The sequence below is a fragment of the Pulveribacter sp. genome (assembly GCF_032079985.1).
Classification (GTDB): domain Bacteria; phylum Pseudomonadota; class Gammaproteobacteria; order Burkholderiales; family Burkholderiaceae_C; genus Melaminivora.
On sequence record NZ_DAMATK010000008.1, the window covers coordinates 47411 to 73501 of the forward strand.

General features: G+C 68.0%; 20 protein-coding genes, 2 tRNA genes and 1 riboswitch. Of the genes, 9 read left to right on the forward strand and 13 right to left on the reverse strand.

The window, feature by feature from the left end:
• Window positions 1–21: 21 nt before the first annotated feature.
• A complete protein-coding gene (locus tag RT282_RS15665; RefSeq protein WP_313315797.1) occupies window positions 22–708 on the forward strand; it encodes a glutathione S-transferase in 687 nt (228 codons plus the stop codon).
• A 23-nt stretch (window positions 709–731) separates the two neighbouring features.
• On the opposite strand, the gene RT282_RS15670 is transcribed toward RT282_RS15665, so the two are convergent.
• The 3 genes from RT282_RS15670 to RT282_RS15680 all read right to left on the reverse strand — a co-directional run bounded on the left by RT282_RS15670 (window position 732) and on the right by RT282_RS15680 (window position 4311).
• Window positions 732–1157: an RcnB family protein gene (locus RT282_RS15670; protein WP_313315798.1), complete on the reverse strand. Its 426-nt coding sequence runs from the start codon at window positions 1155–1157 to the stop codon at window positions 732–734.
• Between the two features lie 95 nt (window positions 1158–1252).
• Window positions 1253–2296 (reverse strand): serine endopeptidase, encoded by a 1044-nt coding sequence (locus tag RT282_RS15675; RefSeq protein WP_313315800.1) that lies wholly within the window; start codon window positions 2294–2296, stop codon window positions 1253–1255.
• Between the two features lie 89 nt (window positions 2297–2385).
• Window positions 2386–4311, reverse strand: a complete 1926-nt coding sequence (locus tag RT282_RS15680; protein WP_313315802.1) for an MFS transporter — start codon at window positions 4309–4311, stop codon at window positions 2386–2388.
• Window positions 4312–4440: 129 nt separating this feature from the next.
• Between RT282_RS15680 and RT282_RS15685 the strand changes: the two genes are divergently transcribed.
• From RT282_RS15685 to RT282_RS15695, 3 genes are all read left to right on the forward strand, one after another.
• Window positions 4441–5208 (forward strand): helix-turn-helix transcriptional regulator, encoded by a 768-nt coding sequence (locus RT282_RS15685; RefSeq protein WP_313315804.1) that lies wholly within the window; start codon window positions 4441–4443, stop codon window positions 5206–5208.
• Window positions 5209–5417: 209 nt separating this feature from the next.
• On the forward strand, window positions 5418–5831 hold the full coding sequence (locus RT282_RS15690; protein WP_313315808.1) for a YXWGXW repeat-containing protein: 414 nt from the start codon (window positions 5418–5420) through the stop codon (window positions 5829–5831).
• Window positions 5832–5941: 110 nt separating this feature from the next.
• A riboswitch (glycine riboswitch) is annotated at window positions 5942–6049 on the forward strand.
• A gap of 98 nt (window positions 6050–6147) precedes the next feature.
• Entirely contained in the window at window positions 6148–7476 is a 1329-nt protein-coding gene (locus RT282_RS15695; protein WP_313315810.1) for a D-amino acid dehydrogenase, read from the forward strand.
• Window positions 7477–7561: 85 nt separating this feature from the next.
• Here RT282_RS15695 and RT282_RS15700 read toward each other — a convergent pair whose 3' ends face one another.
• Window positions 7562–8242 (reverse strand): PhaM family polyhydroxyalkanoate granule multifunctional regulatory protein, encoded by a 681-nt coding sequence (locus RT282_RS15700; RefSeq protein WP_313315812.1) that lies wholly within the window; start codon window positions 8240–8242, stop codon window positions 7562–7564.
• A gap of 224 nt (window positions 8243–8466) precedes the next feature.
• Here RT282_RS15700 and RT282_RS15705 point away from each other — a divergent pair, with 224 nt between their 5' ends.
• A complete protein-coding gene (locus RT282_RS15705; RefSeq protein WP_312303238.1) occupies window positions 8467–8889 on the forward strand; it encodes an HU family DNA-binding protein in 423 nt (140 codons plus the stop codon).
• 59 nt (window positions 8890–8948) lie between these two features.
• On the opposite strand, the gene RT282_RS15710 is transcribed toward RT282_RS15705, so the two are convergent.
• The 3 genes from RT282_RS15710 to RT282_RS15720 form a co-directional block, all read right to left on the reverse strand.
• Complete coding sequence (locus RT282_RS15710) at window positions 8949–9704, reverse strand: tyrosine-protein phosphatase (protein WP_313315814.1); 756 nt, start codon at window positions 9702–9704, stop codon at window positions 8949–8951.
• A 50-nt stretch (window positions 9705–9754) separates the two neighbouring features.
• Window positions 9755–9830, reverse strand: a tRNA-Arg gene (locus tag RT282_RS15715).
• Between the two features lie 59 nt (window positions 9831–9889).
• A complete protein-coding gene (locus RT282_RS15720) occupies window positions 9890–10513 on the reverse strand; it encodes a TetR family transcriptional regulator (protein ID WP_312303243.1) in 624 nt (207 codons plus the stop codon).
• A 156-nt stretch (window positions 10514–10669) separates the two neighbouring features.
• Between RT282_RS15720 and RT282_RS15725 the strand changes: the two genes are divergently transcribed.
• From RT282_RS15725 to RT282_RS15740, 4 genes are read left to right on the forward strand one after another with little or no spacing between them, the layout of a single operon-like run.
• Entirely contained in the window at window positions 10670–11932 is a 1263-nt protein-coding gene (locus tag RT282_RS15725; protein WP_313315817.1) for an efflux RND transporter periplasmic adaptor subunit, read from the forward strand.
• 39 nt (window positions 11933–11971) lie between these two features.
• Complete coding sequence (locus RT282_RS15730) at window positions 11972–15118, forward strand: efflux RND transporter permease subunit (RefSeq protein WP_312303249.1); 3147 nt, start codon at window positions 11972–11974, stop codon at window positions 15116–15118.
• A 21-nt stretch (window positions 15119–15139) separates the two neighbouring features.
• Window positions 15140–16615, forward strand: coding sequence for an efflux transporter outer membrane subunit (locus RT282_RS15735; RefSeq protein ID WP_313315819.1), 1476 nt, complete (start codon window positions 15140–15142; stop codon window positions 16613–16615).
• Window positions 16616–16633: 18 nt separating this feature from the next.
• Window positions 16634–17173, forward strand: coding sequence for a c-type cytochrome (locus tag RT282_RS15740; RefSeq protein ID WP_312303255.1), 540 nt, complete (start codon window positions 16634–16636; stop codon window positions 17171–17173).
• A 141-nt stretch (window positions 17174–17314) separates the two neighbouring features.
• On the opposite strand, the gene RT282_RS15745 is transcribed toward RT282_RS15740, so the two are convergent.
• The 6 genes from RT282_RS15745 to rpoC form a co-directional block, all read right to left on the reverse strand.
• Window positions 17315–17390: transfer RNA gene (locus RT282_RS15745), tRNA-Phe, on the reverse strand.
• A gap of 63 nt (window positions 17391–17453) precedes the next feature.
• On the reverse strand, window positions 17454–18173 hold the full coding sequence (locus RT282_RS15750) for a response regulator (protein WP_313315821.1): 720 nt from the start codon (window positions 18171–18173) through the stop codon (window positions 17454–17456).
• A gap of 36 nt (window positions 18174–18209) precedes the next feature.
• Window positions 18210–20480 carry an ATP-binding protein gene (locus tag RT282_RS15755; protein WP_313315823.1) on the reverse strand — a complete coding sequence of 757 codons (2271 nt, stop codon included), beginning with the start codon at window positions 20478–20480 and terminating at the stop codon, window positions 18210–18212.
• Window positions 20477–21127 (reverse strand): DUF4390 domain-containing protein, encoded by a 651-nt coding sequence (locus RT282_RS15760; protein WP_409519499.1) that lies wholly within the window; start codon window positions 21125–21127, stop codon window positions 20477–20479. The genes RT282_RS15755 and RT282_RS15760 overlap by 4 nt, the downstream gene beginning before the upstream one ends.
• 73 nt (window positions 21128–21200) lie before the next feature.
• Window positions 21201–21728, reverse strand: a complete 528-nt coding sequence (locus RT282_RS15765) for a LemA family protein (RefSeq protein WP_313315827.1) — start codon at window positions 21726–21728, stop codon at window positions 21201–21203.
• A gap of 129 nt (window positions 21729–21857) precedes the next feature.
• On the reverse strand, window positions 21858–26081 hold the full coding sequence (gene rpoC / locus RT282_RS15770; protein ID WP_313315829.1) for a DNA-directed RNA polymerase subunit beta': 4224 nt from the start codon (window positions 26079–26081) through the stop codon (window positions 21858–21860).
• Window positions 26082–26091: the final 10 nt, after the last annotated feature.

Below are 26091 nucleotides of genomic sequence, written 5' to 3' on the forward strand. Positions count from 1 at the left end.
CCCTCCTCGACAAGACCGCTCATGCTGACCGTCCACCACCTCGAAACCTCGCGCTCGCAGCGCATCCTGTGGCTGCTGGAAGAGCTGGGCGTGCCCTACGAGATCAAGCGCTACCAGCGCGATCCGCGCACCCGTCTGGCACCGCCCGAGCTGAAGGCGGTGCATCCGCTGGGCAAGTCGCCAGTGATTGAGGACGACGGCGAGGTGATCGCCGAGTCCGGCGCCATCATCGAATACCTGGCCGAGCGCTACGGCGCCCAGGCCGGCGGCGACCTGGCGCAGCTGGTGCCCGCGCCAGGCACGCCGGCGCACCGGCACTGCCGCTTCTTCATGCATTACGCCGAAGGGTCACTGATGAACTGGCTGGTCATGAAGCTGGTCTTCCAGACCCTGCCGCGCCAGCCCATGCCGTTCTTCGTGCGTCCCATCGCGCGCCTGCTGTGCGCAGGGGTGCAGCAGAAGCTGGTCGATCCCAACCTGGCGACAGCCACGGAGTTCCTAGAAGGCCACCTGTCACGCAACAGCTGGTTTGCCGGTGAGCAGCTGAGCATTGCCGACTTTCAGATGAGCTTTGCCGTGGAGGCCCTGCTGGCGCGCAGCGCAGGCACTGCGCGCCAGCCCCATCTGCTGGCGCTACAGGAGCGCATGCACGCCCGCCCGGCGTGGCAGCGCGCCATTGCCAAGGGCGGGCCGGTGGTGATGGGCTGACCCCACCGCCCGCCCGGGCCTCGTCAGCGGGGCGCGACCTCCAGGATTCGCCCGCTGCGGTTGCCCACCAGCAGCAGGTTGCCGTCGTCCGCGCGCACCCAGTGATAGCCGCGCGGCGGCTGGCGCAGGCGGTAATGGCGGTAGTCGCGCACCACGCTCACCGGGCCGTGGTAGCGCTGGCCGCGCTCCCAGCGCGGTCCGTGCCCATGCGGGCCGCCCTGCCTCTCGCGCCAGGCTTCGGCGCGGCGGTAGGTCTCCTCGTCGTGGCGGCGCTGTTCGCGCAGCGCCTGGCTCAGGTCCGGTTCGCCGTGCCGCGGATGGTATTGGGCATAGCGCTGCGGCGCTTCGCCGCGCCAGCCGTTCGGAGCCGGCTGGGCCACGGCACTGGCGGCCAGGGCGGTGGCGGTCAGCGCCAGGCCCCAGTGGATGAGTCGGGAGGGACGGTTCATGGTCGATGCTCCTGCGGTGGTGGCCTGCCGGCTTGGCGGCGGGCCGTTTTTCCTAAAACGGCGACCAGCATCCCCCCGCCGCCGGCCTTGCCGCGTCAGCCAGCAGGCCTTGCTTGTGTCCCACAGGCGTGACAGAAGCGGGCGAAGGCGCTCTTGCGTGTGCTGCAGGCGCCGCAGCGGTCGAACAGGCCGATGCCGCAGTGCGGGCAGAAGTCGATGGCCTCATTCTTCAGGTCCACCGGCCGCTCGCAGCCCGGGCACACGCCCTTGGCCAGGCGCGCCAGGGCCACGTCATAGCCCAACTCCTGGCGGCGCTGCTGGTCGGGCAGGCTCTCGGCCTGGCGCTGGCGCTCCAGGTAGCGGTTCAGCGCCACGATGGCGTAGCGCCCGACCAGGGCGGTGACGATGATGCCTACCACGTAACGCACGTAGCCGCCGTAGCTGGGCAGATAAGGCACCAGCTCGACGAAGAAGGCAAACAGCGCGAAGTAGATGAAGCCCCAGACAAAGGGCCACCAGGTGCTCTGGCGCTTCTTGGCGAACAGCCAGCCGGCCACGGCCAGCAGCGGCAGCGTGAGCGCCAGGCGGTACAAAAAGACGCGCAGCTCCACGCGGCGCTGCTCGGCGGCCATGCGCTGGTAGCCGGCGTCCTCCAGCTTGGACAGCTGGGCGCGGGCCTGGCTGGCGCTCTGGCGCGCGTCCAGCAGCGCCTGCTCCTGCGCCTGCACGGCTTGGCGGGCGCGCTGCTCGCCGGCCTTCAGGGCGTCCAGGCGCTGGGTGCGGGCGATGACCTCGGGGTCGTGCTCGGCGCGCTGCGTGGCGCTGCGCGCGGCCAGCCAGTTGTTGAAGGTCTCGCGCTCGGCCTGGGTTTCGCTGCGCGCCTTGGTCAGCTGCAGCCGGGCCTGCTCCAGCGCGGTGCGCGCCTCGTCCTCGGCCTGGCGCGCGGACTGGGCCTGGGCACGCAAAGGCCCCACGGCCGCCGGGTCCAGGAAGTCGTCCAGCGCCAGCGGCGCCTCCACCTTGGGCAGGTCGCCCACGATGGTGCCGCCCAGGCCGATCAGGAAGCCGGCGAAGACGAAGGCCACCAGCCACAGGCCGCGGCGAAACCATTTCTCGGATAGGCGCAGTGCCTTGCTCATGGGAGTTCTCCTGCTGTTTAACTATTGTTTTGATAGCTGTCAGCGCTTACCTGACGGGCGCTGGAGCCTGTTTTCTTCATAAAACCGGCTCAACCCAGCGCCAGCAGCCCGGCCACCCGCTCGCGCAGGGGTTCGGGCTGCACCTGGCTGGCTGCCAGCTGCGGGCCGACGTTCAGCCCCACGCGGCTGAGCACGCCGCGCCTGAACGGCCGCACCATGGCCCCGCCGTTTTCGATGCGGCTGAAGAACGAGCCCCACAGGTGGGTGAGCGCCATGGGCACGACGGGCACCTCCAGGCCATCGGCGCGGGCGCGTTCCAGGATCTTCATGATGCCGCCCTTGAAGGGCTGCAGCTGCCCGTCGCGGGTGATGCCGCCTTCGGGGAAGATGGCCAGCAGGTCGCCGTCCTTGAGCACCTGCGCGGCGCGCTCGAAGGCGGCTTCGTAGGTGGCCGCGTCCTCGCGCTGGGGCGCGATCGGGATGGCCTTGGCCAGGCGGAACAGCCAGCCCAGCACCGGCACGCGGAAGATGCGGTGGTCCATGACGAAATAGATGGGCCGGGGGCTGGCGGCCATGAGCAGCACGGCATCGACGAAGCTCACGTGGTTGCAGGCCAGGATGGCGGCGCCCTGCGTGGGGATGTGCTCGTCGCCGCGCACCTTGAAGCGGTACACGCAGCGCGACAGCACCCAGGCGACGAAGCGCAGCAGGTATTCCGGCACCAGCAGGAAGATGTAGAGCGCCACCACGGCGTTGGCGATGCCCGTGAACAAAAAGATCTGCGGCACCGTGAAGCCCGCCGACAGCAGCGCCCCGGCCAGCACGGCGCTGGCGATCATGAACAGCGCGTTGAGGATGTTGTTGGCCGCGATGATGCGGGCGCGGTGCGTGGGCTGGCTGCGCAGCTGGATCAGCGCGTACATGGGCACGCTGTACAGGCCGGCGAACAGGCTCAAACCCGCCAGGTCGGCCATCACGCGCCAGTGCGCGCGCTCGGCCAGGAAGGCGGCCAGGCCCATGACCGGCCCGCCGGCCGGCGCCGCCAGCCCGCGCGAGGCGAAGTACAGGTCGATGGCGAAGACGCTCATGCCGATGGCGCCCAGCGGCACCAGGCCGATCTCCACGTGCCGGCGCGAGAGCACTTCGCACAAGAGCGAGCCGGTGCCGATGCCGATGGAAAACACCACCAGCAAAAGCGACGCCACCTGCTCGTTGCCGTGCAGCACCTCCTTAGCGAAGCTGGGGAACTGCGACAGGAACACCGCGCCGAAGAACCACATCCACGAGATGCCCAGCAGCGAGCGGAACACCACCGGGTTGCCGCGTGCCAGTTGCAGGTTGCGCCAGGTCTCGCTCACCGGGTTCCAGTTGATGGCCAGGTGCGGGTCGGTGGCCGGCGCGGGGGGAATGGCCTGCGCCACGGCGCGCCCGGCCAGGGCCAGCAGTACGCAGGCCGCGGCCACGGCGCCGTGGCCGACGCCGGGCAGGGCCACCAGCAGCCCGCCGGCCACGTTGCCCAGCAGGATGGCGACGAAGGTGCCCATCTCCACCATGCCGTTGCCGCCCGTCAGCTCGCGCTCATTCAGGGCCTGCGGTAGGTAGGCGAACTTCACTGGCCCGAACAGCGTGGAGTGCAGCCCCATCAGGAACACGCAGGCCAGCAGCACGGCCGCGCTGCCCGCCAGGAAGCCGGCCGCGGCCACCAGCATGATGGCGATCTCCAGGTTCTTGACGAAGCGGATGATGCGCGTCTTTTCCAGCTTGTCCGTGACCTGCCCGGCCGTGGCCGAGAACAGCAGGAACGGCAGGATGAACAGCGCTCCGATCACCAGGCCCGCCAGTGAGGGCGGCAGCCACGCTACCTGCAGCTGGTAGGTCACCATGACGGTGAAGGCGAACTTGAACAGGTTGTCGTTGGCGGCGCCGGCGAACTGCGTCCAGAAGAACGGCGCGAAGCGGCGCTGGCCCAGCAGGGCGAACTGGTTGGGGTGGGGCTGCGCGGTGTGCTCGGTCATGGAAACGGGCCTGGAGGTGGCAGGAAGGTGGCGCATTGTGCAAACAAAGCCGGCCGGCGCCGGTGCCGCCATGCGCCGGGTGTCTGCGCCACGCCACCTTTGGTATCGCAATGCGATACTTTGGCCCCCATGAGCACTACCGCAGACCTGGTCGCCGCCCTCAAGCAGGAGCTGAAGGCCGCCCGCATGACCTATGCCGACCTGGGCCGCGCGCTGGGCCTGGCCGAGTCCAGCGTCAAACGCATGCTGGCGCGCGGCGAGATGCCGCTGTCGCGCGTGGACGCCATCTGCCGCGTGTTGAAACTCGACTTCGCCGACCTGGCGCGGCGCGTGGCCGACAGCCGCCCGCTGCTGAGCGAGCTGACGCAGGAGCAGGAGCGCGCCGTGGTGGCCGACAAGAAGCTGCTGTTGATGGCGATCTGCGTGCTCAGCCAGTGGACGCTGGCCCAGGTGCTGGCCACCTACCGGCTGAGCGAGGCCGAGGGCGTCAAGTACCTGGCGCAGCTGGACCGCATCGGCATCATCGAGCTGCGCCCGGGCAACCGCTACCGCCTCAAGCTCGCCAAGACCTTCCGCTGGCGCCCGCGCGGCCCGGTCATGGACTACTTCCGCGAGCACGCGCTGCTGGACTATTTCGGCGGCGCCTTCGACGGCCCCGGCGAGGGCGTGCTGCTGGTGCACGGCAGCATCGCCCGCGGCCAGCTGGCCGCCTTCACCGAGCGCCTGCAGCGCGTGGCGCAGGATTTCGCCCAGCAGCACCTGGCCGACCAGCGCCTGCCCGAGGCCGAGCGCGAGGGCTGCACGCTGCTGATGGCGCTGCGCGGCTGGGAGTTCGAGGCCTTCACCGCCATGCGCCGCGTGGCGCCGCCGCCGCCCGCGCCAAGCCGGCAGGCGTAAGCAAACGTCTATCAAAACAATAGCTGCCCGCGCTTGACCAGCAAGGGCTGGAGGCCTTTTTGACCCTTATCACCCGCTGCACGCGCAGCGCGTGTGTGACGTCTGCTCACAAACATTTGCGCAGTCGCTACCAAGGCTGCCGCCGGCCTTCACGCAGGCGCGGGACCATGGCCTCCATCGGGCAACCGAGTCCAACAAGGAGGATCACCATGAACCGCATCACCCCCGCCCTCGCCGCCGCAGTCGCCGCCCTCGCCCTGGGCCTGGGCGCCAGTGGCGCCGCGCACGCCGCGCCCAGCGCCACCGTCGTCATCCAGACCGGGCCGCAGGCCGTGCAGCCGGCCTACGTGGTGCAAAGCGCCCCGCCCCCGCCGCGCTATGAGCGCGTACCCGCCCCGCGCCGCGGCATGGTCTGGTCGCAGGGCCACTGGGAATGGCGCGGCCACCTCTACCACTGGGTCCCCGGCCAGTGGATGCGCGTGCGCCACGGCCAGCACTATCGCCAGCCTCGCTGGGAACAACGCCATGGCAAATGGCAGTTCAACCAGGGCCGCTGGGACCGTGACGGCGACGGCGTGCCCAACCGCTACGACCGCCGTCCTAACGACCCGCGCCGCCACTGATGGCGCATCCTGCTACGATGCGCGCCGCAGGAGAGCCAGCGGCCGGTCACGGCTGCTGCACCGAAGGCGCAAACTCCCATACACGCTCAGGTACCGTACTGCACACACAGCAATAGCCGTCTGGAGAGCCGCCCCCGCACACGGGGCGCACCGAAGGAGCAAGCCCACCGCACAGTGCGAGGGCGAATCTCTCAGGTCACAAGGACAGGGGGAGCGGCAGCCAGACCTCTTGGCGCGCCCTGCTTCCCCGCTATTTTTTCGATAGCCGCCGGCGCGCGCCTGGTCTGCGCAAACCTTGAAAAAGGCTTGTAGAACCATGCGCGTTATCGTTCTGGGCGCCGGCGTCGTCGGCACCGCTTCCGCTTATTTCCTGCAGCAGCTCGGCCACGAGGTTACCGTCATCGACCGCCAGGCCGTGCCCGGCGCCGAGACCAGCTTTGCCAACGGCGGGCAGATCTCCGTCAGCCACGCCGAGCCCTGGGCCAATCCGTCGGCGCCGCTGAAGGTGCTGTCCTGGCTGGGCAAGGAGGATGCGCCGCTGCTGTTTCGCCTGCGCGCAGACATGCGCCAGTGGCTGTGGGGCCTGCAGTTCCTGCGCGAATGCACGCCGGCGCGCACGCGCCACAACATCCACCAGATCGTCCAGCTGGGCACCTACAGCCGCGCCGTGCTGCGCGAGCTGCGCGAGCAGCTGGGCCTGCAGTACGACCAGCGCACGCAGGGCATCCTGCACTTCTACACCAGCGAGCGCGAGTTCGAGTGCGCCCTGGGCCCGGCCGAGCAGATGCGTGCCCTGGGCTGTGAGCGCCAGGTGGTCAGCGCCGAAGAGGCCATCCGCATCGAGCCGGCCCTCGCCGCCATGCGCGAGCAGCTGGCCGGCGCCACCTTCACGGCCGAGGACGAGTCCGGCGACGCCCATCTGTTCACGCGCGAGCTGGCCCGCGCGGCCGAGGCCGCCGGCGCGCGCTGGCGCATGGGCTGCCACATCACGGCCCTGCGCGAGACAGGCGGGCGCATCGACCACGTGGAGATCACCAACGAAGAGGGCCGCTACGAGCGCGTGCAGGCCGATGCGTACGTGTTGGCGCTGGGCTCGCACAGCCCGCTGCTGGCGCAGCCGCTGGGCATTTCGCTGCCCATCTATCCGGCCAAGGGCTACTCGGTCACGCTGCCGGTGCGCGACGCCGCCCTGGCCTACCAGACCAGCCTGACGGACGACGAATTCAAGCTGGTGTTCTCGCGCTACACGCGCCCCGCGCAGGGCGGGCAGGAGGCGCGCGACGTGCTGCGCGTGGCCGGAACGGCGGAGCTGAACGGCTATTCGCGCGCCCTGAGCGAGGTGCGCTGCGCGGCCATCGTGCGGCGCGTGGCGCAGCTGTTTCCCGGCGCCGCCGACACGGCCGCTGCGCAGTACTGGTCGGGCCTGCGCCCGGCCACGCCGAGCAACGTGCCGCTGATCGGCCGCACGCGCGTGTCCAACCTGTTCCTGAACACCGGGCACGGCACGCTGGGCTGGACGCACGCCTGCGGCTCGGGCCGCTCCATCGCGCGCATCGTCAGCGGCCTGGCGCCGGAGCTGGACTTCGCCTTCTGCGGCCCGCGGGGTGCGGGCGCCACCCTGCAGCCTGCGCAGCTGCCGGTCTGAAGCGGAACTTCAAGCGCCGCGGCCTCTCACTTTTTGATAGCTGCTGGCGCTTGACTGGCGAGCGTTAGAGCTACTTTTTAGTAGTTTACTTGGCCGCCGCCTTCTTGGCCGCCGCCGGCTTGGCTGCGGCGGGAGCGGCGCGCGGGGCACGGGACTGGGCCGGCGCGGCGGCATCGCCCCCGGCCGCCTGCACCCACTGCGTGGCCATGTCGCTGGCGGTCTTGAGCGCGCCGCTGGCCATGTCGCGCGTGGCATCGAACGCCGCCTGCTGCGTGGCCGCGTCCTGCATGGCGTGGGCGGCGATCTGCTGGAACTGCTGGGTCAGCGCGCCCCACCACTGCAGCGGGTCGGCGGCGGCGCCGGGCGCGGCCTCGGGCTTTTCGCTGCCCGCTTCCTGCTGCGGCTGCGGGGCGGGTGCAGGGGCCGGCGCGGCAGCCGGTGCGGGCGCTGCGGCCGCAGCGCCCAGGCCGCCGAAGGCCGCCGCCACGTCGCCCATGGCGACGTTCATGCCCTGCAGCGTGGCCAGGGTCATCTTTTGCACCTCCAGCGCCTGGACCGTGGCGGTGAGCGCGCGGGCGTTCTGCTCCAGCCAGAACTGCACGGCCTTCAGCTCCTGGATGCGCTTGTCCAGCTCCTGGACGCTGGCCGTGGGCGCCACCCAGCCGGGCATGCCTGACACGCCGCCGGACGCGCCCTTGGCGAGGCTTTGCAGGAAGTCGAACCCCGGCACGAAGCGTGCGAAGCCGAAGGGAGAGTTGTCGCTCATGGCCGTTGCTCCTTGGTTTGGCTTTGTCCTGCGCGATGCGCCGGCGCCGACAGCTTAGCGCCGATGCGCGCGCACTCCAACAGCGCTGCAGCAGCGCAAATGCGTGGTTTTCTGACGCACGCAAGCGCACAGGGCTGCACCAGGCGCGGGATACCGCCCTAGAATCCGCTCACCAGCACGGGCTGGGCCTGTACAGCAACTTCAGACAAGCAATCAACCACATCATGGCAACTGCAAAGAAAACCACCGCCGCACCGGCAAAGAAGACTGCTTCGGCCAAGTCCGCAGCACCCGCCAAGGCCGCGGCCGCCAAGAAGGCACCCGCCGCCATCAAGCCGGTGAAGGACGTCTTCAACAAGACCACGCTGGTCGCCCACCTGTCCGAGCAGTCGGGCGTGGAAGCCAAGAACGTGCGGGCGGTGCTCGCGGCCCTGGAAGGCGCCATCCTGGCCTCCGTGCACAAGAAGGGCTCGGGCGAGTTCACGCTGCCCGGTCTGCTGAAGATCAATCTGCACCAAGTCGAAGCGCGCAAGAAGCGCCTGGCCAAGGACCCGTTCACGGGCGAGGAGCGCTGGTTCGCCGCCAAGCCGGCTTCGGTCAAGATCAAGACCCGCGCCCTCAAGAAGCTCAAGGACGCCACGGCCTGAGCGCCCCCACGCGATGAAAAAAGCAGCCCTCGGGCTGCTTTTTTTGTGCCTGCGCCGCGCTATGCGCTGGCCGGTGGCTGCAGGTACAGCTGCGCCAGCCGTTCGCGCGCAGCATCGTCCAGCTGCAGCTGCTGCACCAGGTAGCGCGCCAGGCCGCCGTGGTCGCGCTCCACGGCATCGAAGGCGGCCTGCAGGAAGTCGGCCTGCACGCGCCAGATCACGTCCAGCACCTCCTGCGGCGCCGAGCCCTGCACCGCCTGCGGGCGGCGGTACAGGCCATTGGTGAGCAGATAGTCCTGCATCACCACGTCCTCGGGCACACCCAGGGCGCGCAGGATCAGCGCGGCGGCAAAGCCGGTGCGGTCCTTGCCGGCGGTGCAGTGGAAGACCAGCGGCGTGTCCTCGTCCAGCAGGTGCGCAAACAGCGCGGCGAACTGCGGCGTGTTGTCGGAGACGAAGGCGCGGTAGGTGTCTTCCATCAGGCGGCGAGCGATCGGCGCGGTCATCTGCTGGCCGGCCTGCGCCATTTCCTTGGCGCGCTGCACCACGGTTGGCTCGATCGGCAGCGAGTGGTAGCGCACAGTGGACAGGGAATAAGACTGGGCAGCGCTTTCCTGCTGCCCGCGCAGGTCCACGGCACGGGCCAGGCCCAAGTCGGCCAGGGCCTGCGCGTCCTGCGCCGTCAGGCCGGCCAGGTGGTCGGAGCGAAACAGCCGACGCCAGCGCACCAGGCGCCCGTCCTGTCCCGCATAACCGCCCAGATCACGAAAATTGGATGCCCCAGATAGTGCAACGCTGCGCGTAAAAACAGTCATGCATTGCACTGTAGTGCATGGACATGAAGAAGGGGCGAGAGAGAAGGAAGTGGCGCGGCTGGCGGGGATCGAACCCACGACCCTTGGCTTCGGAGGCCAATACTCTATCCACTGAGCTACAGCCGCTTGGAAAAGGCACCGGCTGGCGCGCTGCACCAGCCAAGCCGCGCATTATCGCACGGCAGTCAGGTGGCAAAGCCCAGGCCGCGCAGGTATACGTCCACCAGCTGCCGGCCCGTGGCGCGCAGTGCGAAGGGCGCGCCGTTGAGCACCCAGGTCTGCAATAGGCCATCAAACAGCGCCCCCAGCCCCGTCGCTGCAGCAGCCGTCTCCAGCGGCAGCGTGAGGCCCTGCTGCTCGGCGGCATCGCCCAGTTCGCGCGCCAGCATGGCGTGAAAGCGTGCCTGTGAGGTCAGATGGCGTTCGCGCACGCCGCTGAGTTCGTTCACGTACTCCACACGGTACATGGCGATCTCGAAGACGCGGCGTGTGTGCTCGTCGTTTTCGATGCTGCCCAGCAAGTGATCCACCAGGGCGCGCAGCCGCTGCAGCGGTGAGGCCGCCCGGCACGCGGCGTCGCCAGCGTTGCAGGCCACCTCCAGCGGCAGGGTGACGCGGTCCATCATGGCATTGAACAGATGGGCCTTGTCTTTGAAGTGCCAGTAGATGGCTCCGCGCGTGGCGCCGGCAGCCTGGGCGATCTCGCCCAATGAAGCGCGGGCCACGCCCTTGTCGTAGAACACGCGCTCGGCCGCATCCAGCAGGCTGCTGCGCGTGGCATCCGCGTCGTCCTTCGTGCGTCGTGCCATGGATGTAGACCTCCGAATCCAGCGCTGATTATACATTCACGAATGTATGTACAATCCCCCACCTCGCAAAGTTGTCATTGACCGGTGTCAGCATCTGGGGCTTTGCCTGCAGCATCCGCCAGTCATCAAAAGCATCACGCCCTCCAAAGGACCTTCATGCCACGCCAGAACCACGCGTCCGTTCGCGCCGCCCGCAAGCCCCTGACCCTTCTGTCTCTTGCGCTCGTCGGCGCGCTCGCCCTGAGCGGCTGCGGCAAGAAGGGGGGCGACGCCCCCCAGTCCGCCGGGGGCACCCCGCCCCCGCCGCAGGTGGGCGTGGTGACCGTGCAGCCGGGCAGCATCGGCTTGGTAACGGAGTTGCCTGGCCGACTGGAAGCTTCGCGCGTGGCGCAGGTGCGAGCCCGCGCCGCAGGCATCGTGCAAAAGCGCCTGTTCACCGAGGGCAGCGACGTCAAGGCCGGCCAGAAGCTGTTCCTGATCGACAGCGCTCCCTATGAGGCCAGCCTGGCTCAGGCTCAGGCCAGCGTGGCGCAGGCCCAGGCCTCGCTGGCGCAAAGCAAGGCGCTGGCCGAGCGCTACAAGCCGCTGGTGGAGGTGAACGCCATCAGCCGCCAGGAGTACGACAACGCCGTTGCCGCGCAGAAGACGGCCGAGGCCAACGTGGCCGCTGCCCGCGCCGCCACGACGACCGCCAGCATCAACCTGGGCTATGCCACCGTCACCGCCCCGATTTCCGGGCGCATCGGGCGGGCTCTGGTGACCGAGGGCGCACTGGTGGGACAGGGCGCTGCCACCGAGCTGGCCGTCATCCAGCAGATCGACCCGCTCTACATCAACTTCACGCAGTCCGCCGCCGACGCCCTGAAGCTGCGCGCAGCCGTGGCCAGCGGCCAGTACAAGCAGACGGACAAGTCCAGCGCCGACGTGAGCCTGGTGCTGGAGGACGGCAGCGTCTACAAGCACCAGGGCCGACTGCTGTTCACCGACCTGTCGGTGGACCCGACCAGCGGCCAGGTCACGCTGCGCGCCGAGGTACCCAACGCAGAGCGCTCGCTGCTGCCGGGTCTGTACGTGCGCGTGCGGCTGGAGCAGGCCCAGGTGGGCAATGGCGTGCTGCTGCCGCAGCAGGCCGTTACGCGCTCCAGCAGCGGCGACACGGTGATGGTGGTAGGCGAAGGCAACCAGGTCGCGCCGCGTCCGGTCAAGCTGGGCCCCGCACAGGGTTCGGACTGGGTGGTGCTGGAGGGGCTGAAAGCCGGCGAGCAAGTGATGGTCGATGGCTTCCAGAAGCTGCCCCGCGCCAAACCGGGTTCGCCTGTCGTCGTCACGCCCGTGCCATGGAAGGCCGCTGGCAGCACACCCGCTGCAGCCGCAGCTCCCGCCGTCAGCCAGGCCGCCGCATCCGCAGCCCAGCAATAACAACAACCAAGAAACGCCCAAGAAGCAGGAGCGCGGTCCATGGCCAAGTTCTTTATCGAGCGCCCCATCTTTGCGTGGGTGATCGCCATTTTCATCATGGTGTTCGGCGCCGTGTCCATCACCAAGCTGCCGATTGCGCAGTACCCAGCGGTGGCGCCTCCGACCATCCAGATTTCGGTGGCCTACCCGGGCGCCACGGCCCAGACGCTAGAGGACAGCGTGCTGTCGGTCATCGAGCGCGAGATGAACGGCGCCACCGGCCTGGCCTATGTCGAGGCCACCAGCCAGGCCAACGGCACGGGCTCCATCGTGCTGAGCTTCGAGCCGGGGACCAATGACGACCTGGCCCAGGTGGACGTGCAAAACCGCCTGGCGCGCGCCACGCCGCGCCTGCCGGCGGCCGTGACGCAGCAAGGCGTGCGCGTGGAAAAGTCGCGCTCGAACTTCCTGCTGTTCTCGATGCTGACTTCGGAGTCGCCGGACGTGAGCATCGAGGCGCTGAACGACTACGCCGCGCGCAACGTGGTGCCCGAACTGCAGCGCCTGCCCGGGGTGGGCGCGGTCACGCAATTCGGTGCCGAGTTGGCCATGCGCGTGTGGGTGGATCCGGCCAAGCTCAAGGGTTTCAACCTGTCGCTGGACCAGGTCAACGCCGCCATCCGTAGCCAGAACGTGCAGGTGTCCGCCGGCAACCTGGGCGAGCTGCCCAGCACCGCGGATCAGACCATGACCGCCACCATCGTGGTCAAGGGCCAGCTCACCACGCCCGAGGAATTCGGCAACGTGGTGCTGCGCGCCAATACCGATGGCTCCACCGTGCGCCTGCGCGACGTGGCCACCATCGAGCTGGGCGCGCAGAACTACAGCACCAGCGCGCGCCTGAACGGCAGCCCCGCCGTGGGCCTGGGCGTGCAGCTGACGTCCTCCGCCAACGCCCTGGCCACGGCCAAGGCCGTCAAGGCGCGCCTTGCCGAGCTGGAGCGGTACTTTCCGCAGGGCGTGAAGTACGCCATCCCTTACGACACCTCCACCTTCATCGCCGTGTCCATCGAGAAGGTGGTGGAGACGTTGCTGGAGGCCGTGCTGCTGGTGTTTCTGGTGATGTTCCTGTTCCTGCAGAACTTCCGCTACACCATCATTCCCACCATCGTGGTGCCCGTGGCGCTGCTGGGCACTTTCGGCACATTGCTGGCGCTGGGTTTTTCCATCAACGTGCTGACCATGTTCGGCATGGTGCTGGTGATCGGCATCGTGGTGGACGACGCCATCGTGGTGGTGGAGAACGTCGAGCGCATCATGAGCGAGGAAGGCCTGCCGCCGCTAGCCGCGACGCGCAAGGCCATGGGCCAGATCTCGGGCGCCATCGTCGGCGTGACGGTGGTGCTGATCTCGGTGTTCGTGCCGCTGGCGTTCTTTGCCGGCTCCACGGGCAACATTTACCGCCAGTTCGCCGTGACCATGGGCACGTCCATTGCCTTCTCGGCCTTCCTGGCGCTGTCGCTCACGCCCGCGCTGTGCGGCACCCTGCTCAAGCCCATCGCCGAGGGCCATCACGAAAAGAAGGGCTTCTTCGGCTGGTTCAACCGCGTCTTCAAGCGCACCACGCATCGCTACGAATCGGGCCTGTCGCGCCTGGTGCGCCGCGGCGGCCGCATGATGATCATCTATGCGGCGCTGATCGGCGCCTTGGCCCTGGTGTACAACCGCCTGCCCAGCTCCTTCCTGCCCAACGAGGACCAGGGCTTCGTGATCACCAACGTGCAGCTGCCACCCGGCGCGGCGCTGGGCCGCACTCAGGCGGCCATGACCAAGGTCGAGGAATTCATGCTGGCCCAGCCCGAGGTGGCCAACATCGTGACCGTGGCCGGCTTCTCCTTCTCCGGCCAGGGGCAGAACGCAGGCCTGGCCTTCGTGACGCTCAAGGACTGGAGCGAGCGCCGTGGCGCCGAGCATTCGGCCGAGGCGCTGGCAGGCCGCGCCACCGGCGCGCTGTACGGCTTCCGCGATGCCTTCATCTTTGCCTTGAGCCCGCCTCCCATCCCGGAGCTGGGCGTGGCCTCAGGCTTCACCTTCCGCCTGCAGGACCGGGGCAGCAAGGGCCACGACGCCCTGGTGGCGGCACGCAACCAGCTGCTGGGCATGGCCGCGCAGAGCAAGGTGCTGGCCGGCGTGCGTCCGGACGGCATGGAGGACGCGCCGCAGATGCAGATCGACATCGACCGCGACAAAGCCAGCGCGCTGGGCGTGTCGTTCGACACCATCAGCAGCGCGCTGTCCACCGCGCTCGGCTCGTCCTACATCAACGACTTTCCGAACCGGGGCCGGCTGCAGCGGGTAGTGGTGCAGGCCGACGCCCAGGCACGCATGCAGCCCGAGGAAGTGCTGGACCTGCCGGTGCTCAACAGCCGTGGCCAGGTTGTGCCGCTGTCCACCTTCGCCACCACACGCTGGATCACCGGCGCCATGCAGACCGTGCGCTACAACGGCTATCCGGCCATGAAGATCGCCGGCGGGGCCGCGCCCGGCTACAGCACGGGCGAGGCCATGCAGGAAATGGAGCGTCTGGCGGCGCAGCTGCCCGAGGGCTTTGGCTTCGAATGGACCGGCCAGTCGCGCGAGGAAAAGCTCGCCGGCGCGCAGGCCACCATCCTGTATGCCTTCTCGCTGCTGGCGGTGTTTCTGTGCCTGGCGGCGCTGTACGAGAGCTGGTCGATTCCGTTCTCGGTACTGCTGGTAGTGCCGCTGGGCGTGCTGGGCGTGCTGCTGGCCACGCTGTTGCGAGGCATGTCCAACGACGTGTACTTCCAGATTGGCCTGGTGACCATCATCGGCCTGTCGGCCAAGAACGCCATCCTGATCATCGAGTTCGCCAAGGACCTCCAGGCTCAGGGCAAGAGCGTCATCGAGGCAGCGCTGGAAGCTGCGCACCTGCGTTTCCGCCCCATCGTCATGACTTCGCTGGCTTTCACGCTGGGCGTGGTGCCGCTGTTCCTGGCCTCAGGCGCCAGTTCGGCCAGCCAGCGCGCCATCGGCACCGGCGTGATCGGCGGAATGATTACTGGCACCCTGCTGGCCGTGATCTTTGTGCCGGTGTTCTTCGTGTTGGTGCGCAGCTTCTTCAAGGGCAGCAGCCGCCAGCACGAGCATGACGCCAAGATGGCCCAGCAGCACGTCAGCGAAGGCTGAACAAGACACATCCTTTTCATCATGCGCAAACACACCACCTCTTTCCCCGCATGCAGCGCGCGCACCCTGGCCCCGCTCACCGCCGCCCTGGTGCTGGCCGGATGCAGCTTCATCCCCACCTACGAGCGCCCGGCAGCGCCGGTCCCCCCGGCATACGGGCTGGCCGACAGTGCCGCGGCCACGGCCCAGGAGCGGGCCGCCGCCGACATCGACTGGAAGGACTATTTCACGGATCCGCGCCTGCAGCGGCTCATCGGCATCGCCCTGGGCAACAACCGCGACCTGCGCGTGGCCATGCTCAACGTCGAGCAAGCGCGCGCGCAATTCCAGATCCAGCGCGCGGCCGAGTTCCCGACCATTGCCGGCGTAGCCAGCGCCACGCGTCAGCCCAGCACCGCCACGGGGCAGTACGGCAACGTCTTCCAAGTTGGCCTGGGCGTGACAGCCTGGGAGATCGACTTTTTCGGCCGCGTTGCTGCCCTGAAGGAACAGGCGCTGGCGCAATACCTGGCCACCGACGAGGCCCGCAAGGCCGCACAGATCAGCTTGGTGGCCGCGGTAGCCTCTGGCTGGCTGAACCTGATGGCTGACGAGGAACTGCTGGACATCTCCCGCCGCACGCTGGCCACGCGCGAGGAGTCCGTGAAGCTCACGCGACTGCGCCTGGAGCACGGGGTGAGTTCAGAGCTGGACAACCGCCAGGCCACCAGCCTGGCCGAGGCGGCCCGCGCCACCTACGCACAGCAGCAGCGCCAGCGCCTGCTCGACGAGAACGCGCTCGTACTGCTGCTCGGCCAGGCGCTACCGGATGACATTCGTGCCAGCCTGCCGTCGTCGCGCCTGCAAGCCGCTGCACCCATGCAGCCGCTGCGCGCAGGCCTGCCTTCGGATCTGCTGGAGCGGCGGCCCGACATCCGCCAGGCAGAGCATCTGCTGATCGGCGCCAACGCCAACATCGGCGCAGCACGCGCGGCGTTCTTTCCGCGCATATCGCTCACGGCGACGATGGGCACCGTCAGTCCCGAGCTCTCGGGCCTGTTCAAGAGCGGCTCCTGGGCTTTCTCACTGGCACCGCAGCTGGCTGTCCCCCTCTTCGACGCCGGTCGCAATCAGGCGGGCCTGGAAGCCGCGCGCGCGGGCCGCGAGATTGCCGTGGCGCAATATGAGAAGGCCATCCAGACAGCCTTCCGGGAAGTCTCCGATGCCCTGGCCGGCCGCGCCACGCTGCAGGAGCAACTGGATGCACAGCAGGGCCAGGAAGCGGCCGACGCCAAGCGTCTGGAGCTGTCCGACCTGCGCTACCGCAACGGCGTGGCCAGCTACCTGGACGTGCTGGACGCGCAGCGCTCGCTGTTCCTGACCCAGCAGTCTCTGGTTCTCACGCAGCTGCAACAGTTGCAAAACCAGGTTTTGCTGTACAAGGCGCTGGGGGGTGGCTGGAGCGAGACCGGCTCCTATAATGGAAAGCTGTCTGCCACGCACCTCTCTACACAATAAATTTCCGAGGACCCCTTCATGAGCGACACCCACGACGCAGGACACACCGGGCCCATCAAGAGCCCCAAGCAGCTGCTGACCACCGTCATTCTTGCCTTCGTTCTGCCCGTGTTCGCCATCATCGGACTGGTGCTGTTCGTCACGGCGGGCAACAAGCCCGCGTCCGGCGCCGCCAATCCCGAGCTGGCCGTGGCTCAGCGCATCCAGAAGGTGGGTCTGGTGGAGGTGCGTGATGCCAACCGTCCCCTGCGCTCGGGCGAGGAGGTGTTTAAAGGCCAGTGTGCTGCCTGCCACTCTACCGGCGCAGCCGGTGCACCCAAGCTGGGCGACACCGCTGCCTGGGCGCCGCGCATCCAAACGGGCTTTGAGGCACTGGTGCATTCGGCACTGCAAGGCAAGGGCGCCATGGCCCCTCAGGGCGGCGGTGACTTCAACGACACCGAAATCGCCCGCGGCGTGGCCTACATGGCAGATGCAGCCGGCGCCAACTTTCCTGAGCCTGCAGCTCCTGCCGCCGAGGGCGCCAGCGCCCCGGCATCGGAAGCCTCGGGCAGCTGAACACCAGCCACTCATCTTCTGTCGCATAAGAAACGGCCTGTCCCTCTGGACAGGCCGTTTTTCCTTTGCCCAAAGAGACGCACATGAGCGACGAACAAAAAAGCCCCGGTGGAATCACCGGGGCTTCTTGTCAGACTGTTCTGGTGGCCTGGGACGGAATCGAACCGCCGACACAAGGATTTTCAATCCTCTGCTCTACCGACTGAGCTACCGGGCCTGAGCCACTGATTGTAGCCCGAAAAAGTAGGCGAAATGGAAAAGATATGATTTTTTCCGGCGCTCAGCCATTGCGCCGGTTGCGCCCCAGGTCCACGCCCAACTGGCGCAGCTTGCGGTACAGGTGGGTGCGCTCCAGCCCCGTCTTCTCCGCTACGCGCGTCATGGACCCACCCTCGCGGGCCAAGTGAAATTCGAAGTAAGCCTTCTCGAAACCGTCACGTGCCTCACGCAGGGGACGGTCCAGGTTGAAGCCCTGATGCGCGAGCGGGCCCTGCTCCAGGTGCGGTGCCAAGGGCGCCGCCGCTTCCACCGCGCCATTACATCCATCAAGCAGCAGGGCCGCCGGTGTTGGCGCCTGAGGCGTGAGAGCATCCGCCTTGCTCTGGGAGGAGGCTACCGCAGCAGATGCATTAGCGGCGCTGCGCGTTAAGCCCTGCTCCACGGCCTTGAGCAGCTTTTGCATGGTGATGGGCTTCTCGAGGAAGGAGAAGGCACCGATGCGCGTGGCCTCCACCGCCGTCTCGATGGTGGCATGGCCGCTCATCATGATCACGGGCATGGTCAGAGTGCCCGCCATGGCCCACTCCTTGAGCAGGGACACGCCGTCGGTGTCCGGCATCCAGATGTCCAGCAGCACCAGGTCGTAGCCGGCAGCCAAGCGTGCGTTGCGCGCCTGTGTAGCGTTTTCCGCCACATCCACGCTGTGGCCCTCGTCGTTCAGGATTTCGGACAACAGATCCCGGATACCCAGTTCGTCGTCGACCACCAGAATGTTTGCCATGTGTTGAAGTACGCGATTACTGACATGGTGGTGTTGCTAAGACGCCACCCTCGATACAGGGGCGAATGATAGCGACACTTGTGCCCCCCTCACCACACCCTCTTCCACCCGGTTGCTCAGCTCGATGCGCGCACCGTGCTCCTCGGCGATCTTTTTCACCACCGCAAGCCCCAGTCCCGTGCCTCGCGGCTTGGTCGTCACATAGGGCTCAAATGCACGCTGCAGGATGTGCGGCGGAAAGCCTTGTCCCGAGTCTGTAACGATAAGACGCACGCGCTGCGAGGCCTCGCTCCAGCGTGTGCAGATGCGGACCACTGGTTCGGTCGCCTGCAGAGCCGCGTCCTGGGCGTTTTGCAGCAGGTTGTGAACGACCTGGCGCAGCTGCTGCGCGTCGCCGGCGATCCAGGGGCACTGCGGATCGAGGTCCACCTGCACGGGCACCTGGGCGCCCTCGGCCTCGTACAACTGCAGCACGTCCACTAGCAGGGCATTCAAGTCCATCGGCTGCAGCTGCGCCGCAGGCAGCCGGGCGTAGTCGCGGAATTCGTTGACCAGCCGCTTCATGGCCTCCACTTGGTCCACGATGGTCTTCACCGACTTGGCCAGTATGGCCTGCTCGGCCTCGGGCAGTTTGCCCCCCAGCCTGCGCTCCAGCCGCTCGGCCGACAGCTGGATGGGCGTGAGCGGATTCTTGATCTCGTGGGCCAGGCGCCGTGCCACCTCGCCCCAGGCCTGGGCCCGCTGACCCGAGACGATTTCGGAGATATCGTCGAAGACGAGAAGGCGCATGCGGTCGGGCAGTTCGGCGCCGCGAACCACCAGGCTGGTGCCCTGCTGTCCCGGGCCCTCGCCGGCATTCAGCTCCAGAGGATGCTGCCAGTGGTCCAGTCCATGGTGGTCGGCACGGTCGGACGCAAAGGCATCGAAGTGATGCTGCACTGTGGCGGCAAACTCCTCCAGGCCTGCCACGCCCGCCAGCGGCTGGCCTTCATGGGCTGCCAGGGGTGCGCGCAGGATGCGCGTGGCGCCTGGGTTGCTGGACTGGATGACGCCCTGGTCGTCCAGCACGATGACCCCCGCCGTCAGGTTGTCCAGGATGGTCTGCAGATTTCCGCGCGCCGCATCCAGCGCACCCATGCTTTTTTGCACTGCCGCGCGCGCGTCGGCCAGCTGCTGGGTCATCCAGGCGAAATCGCGTGTCAGGCCGCCCAGCTCGTCGCGACCCTGCAGCGCCGCCTTGGGCGCAAGGTTGCCGGCCGCCACCTCGCGCACCCCTTCGGCCAGCACCAGCAGCGGTCGCACCAGCTGGTTGCCCAGTACCACGGCCAGCAGCACCGCCCCGAAGACGGCCAGGAACAGGCTCAAGGTGAGAGTGCCTATGTACATGCGCCGCAGGCCGCCGCGCGCCAGCGCCCGCTCCTGATACTCGCGATTGGCCTCCTGCACGGCGACGGCATTGGCCACCAGCGCCTGCGGCAGTGGCAGCGTGGCCTGCACGTAGCGCGGCTCGACCAGCAGGCCAACGGCCGGATTCACGGCGAGCACCAGCACGCGCACGCGCGCGTTTTCCAGTGCACCGGGGTCCGTCAGGTCATCCAGGCCTTCAATCTGGAAGGCCACCCGGTCCTGCCGGACCGTGCGCAGCTGCTGGGCAGTCGGCCGCTCCGGGTTGAGCGAGAAGCGCGATTGCCCGGTGCTGGCCAGCGGCTGGCCAGCAGCGCTCCACAGGACCATGTCGGTGGCGCCCAACTGGTCGCGCATGCGCTCCAGCACCAGGCCGGTAGCGGCATCGGGCACCTGGGCCAATTGGCTGCTGGCGGTGCGCGTCTTGGTGGCCATGTCGGCCGCAATGGTGTCCAGGGTCGCCCGACCCAGGCTGACGCCGGCGCTCAGGGCGCCTTCCACCTTGACGTCGAACCAGCTCTCGATGGAGCGCGAAACGAACTGGTAGGACACGACGTAGATCAGCAGCCCCGGCACCACGCCCACCAAGGTAAAGATACCGGCCAGCTTGACCAGCAGCCGGGTGCCGAAGCGCCCGCGCCGCAGCCGCACTGCCAGCCGCACGGCGCCCCAGGCCAGCGCCGCCAGCAGCACGGCGGCCACCAGCGCGTTCACCCCCAGCAGCCAGGCGAAATGCCGCTCGTAAAGGGCGCGGTTATTGGTCGCCTGCGTCAGCAGGAACAGCAGCACCACGCCAATGGCGCACATGAAGCCCGCGCCCAGGCCGAGCGCCCAGCGCACGGCATGGGCGCGGCTGGCCTCGCGCCGCGCGGAACCCGCGGGGCGCGCCGGTGTGCCCGTCATTGCTGTGCCTCCACGGCGGGAAGCTCCAGACGCTGCGACAGCGAGACCGCCCAGCTCGGCTTGCCCAGCGTGCCGAATTGCAGCGGCCGCGGCAGCTGCGACGTGTCGAGCCGGAACTGGAAGTTCACCTCATAGGCCCGGCCATCGTCCAGGTCGTGCGCTTCGGCGATCTTCCAACGCGCCAGCCGCTGCATGGCGGCCAGAGCCTCGGGCAAATCGTCGAAGCTCTGCCCCAGGGCCATGCCCAGGCCGGTCAAATCCTGCGCCGAGGAGGCTTGCACCAGCCGCCAGCGCCGCGTGAGCGGCTGGTAGCTCAGGCGCAGGTAGCGCGTCGCGCGGGCCACCGTCTTGTCGGACCAGTACCAGCGCGGACGCACCACCTGCGCCTCGGCCACGAAGTGCATGGCGATACCCTGGTACAGGGCGTTTTCCACCAGTGCTGACAGCTCCATGCGCCAGGCCGCGCTCAGCAGCAAGCCCTCGGACGTGCGCTCCACGCGCATCTCGGTGATCTCCCCATGCTGCTGGGCGGCGGCCACGCGGCCCGGCGGACCGGACAGCGCCAGTGCGGCGGCCAGCAGCCAGAGATACAGGACGGTGCGCAGCCAGGAGCCGGAGAGGTTCGAAGCGAAAGTCACGGCAGCCATTGTCCTGGAGCCGGCAGCGCTTGTCCGCCCCGGCAGGCAAATCAGTCCATCACAGGCCGTGCCGTGGGCGCGCTTACAACGCCTGGGCCTTTCTGAAGTCGAACAGCCAGGCCAGCACGCTGGCCGGGAACTGCGCCACCGCGGCGTTGTATTGCGCCACGGCGTCGTTGAACTGCTGCTGCGCCGGCGCGCTTTGCAGTGCCAGCTGCTCACGCTGCTGTACCCAGGGAGCCAGCGCCGGCGGAGCCACTCCCTCGCTTTGCAGCGCTGCGGATTGCACCAGTGACTGCCAGGCCGTCTCTAGCACCTGGGCGCCAGCGGCCAGGGCAGCGGCCGCGCCGGCATCCAGCGGATGCGCGCGCACCACCGCCAGCGCGGCGGCGAACTGCCCCCCGGCGGCTGCGACCGCCGCCTGGGCGTGGTCGCCCACGGCCGCGCCCGCCGCCGCCTCGTATTCACCCAGCAGGGCCAGCCAGCGCACCAGGTGTCCGTCCAGCACTGCGAAGGCCTGGAGAGCGGCCGAGCGCAGGCGGATCAACCGGTTGTAGGCGCCCACGGCCCAGAACACGAGCACGGCAAGAACGATTGCGGTGGTCCACATGAATGCTTTTCCTCGCCAAAGAAGCGGCCGCCTGGCCGGGCGCGCCCGCTTCGGCAAAAGCACGCGCGCATAAAAAAACCCGGCCTGCCGCCAGGGCAGGCCGGGAGTTTAGACCGGACGCGCGCCGGGTCAGTCGGCGGTGCCAGTGTCCAGGTCGGCGCCGGCTTCCACTTCGCCGGCACTGGCCAGCTCGGCGGCCTCGGCCTCGGCGATGGCGCGGCGCTCGGCCTCATCCATGGCGTCCTTGACCTTGCGCGCCTGGTGGTAGGCCAGGCCCGTGCCGGCGGGGATCAGGCGGCCGACGATCACGTTTTCCTTCAGGCCGCGCAGCTCGTCGCGCTTGCCCATGATGGCAGCCTCGGTAAGCACGCGGGTCGTTTCCTGGAACGACGCAGCGGAGATGAAGGAGTCGGTGGACAGCGAAGCCTTGGTGATGCCCAGCAGCACGTTGGAGTAGGTCGCCGGGATCTTGTCCGCAGCCTGGAGCGCCTCATTGGTGTTGAGGATCTCCGAACGCTCGACCTGCTCGCCGGCGATGTAGCTGGACTCGCCCGGGTTCTCGACCACGACGCGGCGCAGCATCTGGCGAACGATCACCTCGATGTGCTTGTCGTTGATCTTCACGCCCTGCAGACGGTACACGTCCTGCACCTCGTCGACGATGTAGCGTGCCAGCTCCTCGATGCCCAGCAGGCGCAGGATGTCCTGCGGATCGGCCGGGCCGTCGACGATCAGCTCGCCCTTGTTGACCACCTGGCCTTCGTGGACCAGCATGTTCTTTTCCTTCGGCACCAACTCGTCCCAGACCTTGCCGTCCGGGTCGGTGATCTGCAGGCGCACTTTGCCCTTGGTTTCCTTGCCGAAGGACACCGTGCCGGTGATCTCGGCCAGCATGCCCTTGTCCTTGGGGCTGCGGGCTTCGAACAGCTCGGCCACGCGCGGCAGACCGCCCGTGATGTCGCGGGTCTTCTGGCCTTCGACCGGGATACGGGCTAGCACCTCGCCGGGGCCCACGTCCTGGCCGTCGCGCACCTGGATCAGCGCGCCCACGGGGAAGCCGATCGTCACCGAGTGGTCGGTGCCAGGGATCTTCACTTCCTGGCCGCCGGCGTCGATCAGCTTGACCTGCGGGCGCACCACCTTGGTGGAGCCACGGCGCTTGGGGTCGATCACCACCAGCGTGGACAGGCCGGTGACCTCGTCCACCTGCTTGGCCACCGTGAGTCCTTCCTCGACGTTCTCGAACTTCACCTGGCCGGCAAACTCCGTGATGATCGGGCGGGTCAGCGGGTCCCAGTTGGCCAGGATGGTGCCGGCCTTGACCTGCTGGTCGGCCTTCACCGTCAGCGTGGCGCCGTAGGGCACCTTGTGGCGCTCGCGCTCGCGGCCGTGCTCGTCCTGGATGATGATCTCGCCGGAACGGGCAATCACCACCAGCTCGCCGCGGGTGTTGCTCACGTAGCGCATCGTGGCGTTGAAGCCGATGATGCCGTTGGACTTGGCTTCCACGCTGGACGCCACGGCGGCGCGCGACGCGGCGCCGCCGATGTGGAACGTGCGCATGGTCAGCTGCGTGCCGGGCTCGCCGATGGACTGTGCGGCGATCACGCCCACGGCTTCGCCGAGGTTGATCAGGCCGCCTCGGCCCAGGTCGCGGCCGTAGCACTTGCCGCACAGGCCGTAACGCGTCTCGCAATTGAGCGCGGTGCGCACCTTGATCTCGTCCACGCCGGCGGATTCCAGCGCGTCCAGGGTGTTCTCGTCCAGCAGCGTGCCGGCCGGTGCCACCACGGCGCGGGTCTCGGGGTGCAGCACGTCCTCGGCTGCCACGCGGCCCAGCACGCGCTCGCGCAGGGACTCGACCACCTCGCCGCCCTCGACGATGGCACGCATCAGCGAGCCGTTGGAGGTGCCGCAATCCTCTTCGGTCACCACCAGGTCCTGCGTCACGTCCACCAGGCGGCGCGTCAGGTAGCCGGAGTTGGCCGTCTTCAGCGCCGTGTCGGCCAGGCCCTTGCGGGCGCCGTGCGTGGAGATGAAGTACTGCAGCACGTTCAGGCCTTCACGGAAGTTGGCCGTGATGGGCGTCTCGATGATGGAGCCGTCGGGCTTGGCCATCAGGCCGCGCATGCCGGCCAGCTGGCGGATCTGCGCGGCCGAGCCGCGGGCGCCGGAGTCGGCCATCATGTAGATGGAGTTGAACGACTCCTGCTCCACTTCCTTGCCGTTGCGGTCGGTGGTCTTTTCCTTGGCCAGCTGGGCCATCATGACCTTGGAGACTTCGTCGCCGGCCTTGCCCCAGATGTCCACCACCTTGTTGTAGCGCTCGCCGGCCGTGACCAGGCCCGAGACGTACTGCTGCTCGATTTCCTTCACTTCCTTCTCGGCGCGGGCCAGGATGTCGGCCTTTTGCGGCGGCACCAGCATGTCGTCCACCGAGATGGAGATGCCGGCGTGCGTAGCCAGGCGGAAGCCGTTTTGCAACAGCTTGTCGGCAAACACCACCGTCTCCTTCAGGCCGCACTTGCGGAAGGAGGCGTTGATCAGGCGCGAGATTTCCTTCTTCTTCAGCGCCTTGTTCAGGTTGGAGAAGGCCAGGCCCTTGGGCAGGATCTCCGACAGCAGGGCACGGCCCACGGTGGTCTGCACCAGGCTGGTGGTGGAGTGCCACTCACCGCTGTCCTGGTCGCGGGTCCAGTCGGGCAGGCGCACGCTGATCTTGCTGGTCAGCTCGACCTCGCCCGCGTCCAGCGCGCGCTGCACTTCGGCGATGTCGGTGAAGACCATGCCTTCGCCCTTGCCATTGACCCGCTCGCGGGTGGCGTGGTACAGGCCCAGCACCACGTCCTGCGAGGGCACGATGGAGGGCTCGCCCGAGGCGGGGAACAGCACGTTGTTGGAGGCCAGCATCAGCGTGCGGGCTTCCAGCTGCGCCTCCACGGACAGCGGCACGTGCACGGCCATCTGGTCACCGTCGAAGTCGGCGTTGAAAGCGGCGCACACCAGCGGGTGCAGCTGGATGGCCTTGCCTTCGATCAGGATGGGCTCGAACGCCTGGATGCCCAGGCGGTGCAGCGTGGGTGCGCGGTTGAGCATCACCGGGTGCTCGCGGATCACCTCTTCCAGGATGTCCCACACCACGGGCGTGCCGGCTTCCACTTCCTTCTTGGCGGCCTTGATGGTCGTGGCGATGCCCATGGCCTCCAGGCGCGAGAAGATGAAGGGCTTGAACAATTCAAGCGCCATCAGCTTCGGCAGGCCGCACTGGTGCAGCTTGAGCGTCGGGCCCACGGTGATGACCGAGCGGCCCGAGTAGTCGACGCGCTTGCCCAGCAGGTTCTGGCGAAAGCGCCCGCCCTTGCCCTTGATCATGTCGGCCAGCGACTTCAGGGCGCGCTTGTTGGCGCCCGTCATGGCCTTGCCGCGGCGACCGTTGTCCAGCAGGCTGTCCACGGCTTCCTGCAGCATGCGCTTTTCGTTGCGCGCGATGATCTCCGGAGCCTTCAGCTCCAGCAGGCGGCGCAGACGCGAGTTGCGGTTGATGACGCGGCGGTACAGGTCGTTCAGGTCGGACGTGGCGAAGCGCCCGCCATCCAGCGGCACCAGCGGACGCAGGTCCGGGGGCAGCACGGGCAGGACTTCCATGATCATCCACTCGGGCTTGATGCCCGACTTCTTGAACGCTTCCAGGACCTTCAGGCGCTTGGCGTTCTTCTTGACCTTGACTTCCGAGCCCGTGAGGTCGCCGCGCAGGCGCTCGATCTCGATCTCCAGGTCGATGCCTTCCAGCAGCTCCTTGATGCCCTCGGCGCCCATGTGCGCGACGAACTCGTCGCCGTACTCCTTGCGCTTGGCGTCGTAGTCGTCCTCGCTCATGATCGAGAACTTCTTGAGCGGCGTCATGCCCGGGTCGGTGACCACGTAGGCCTCGAAGTACAGCACGCGCTCGATGTCGCGCAGCGTCATGTCCAGCACCAGGCCCAGGCGCGAGGGCAGGCTCTTGAGGAACCAGATGTGCGCGCAGGGCGCAGCCAGGTCGATGTGACCCATGCGCTCGCGGCGCACCTTGGTCTGCGTGACTTCAACGCCGCACTTCTCGCAGATCACGCCGCGGTGCTTCAGGCGCTTGTACTTGCCGCACAGGCACTCGTAGTCCTTGATGGGACCGAAGATCTTGGCGCAGAACAGGCCGTCGCGCTCGGGCTTGAAGGTGCGGTAGTTGATCGTCTCCGGCTTCTTCACTTCGCCGAAGGACCAGGAACGAATCTTCTCGGGCGACGCCAAGCCGATCTTGATGGCGTCGAAGTGCTCGTCTGGCGTGAATTGCTTGAACAGGTCGAGTAGCGATTTCATGTGACTCTTT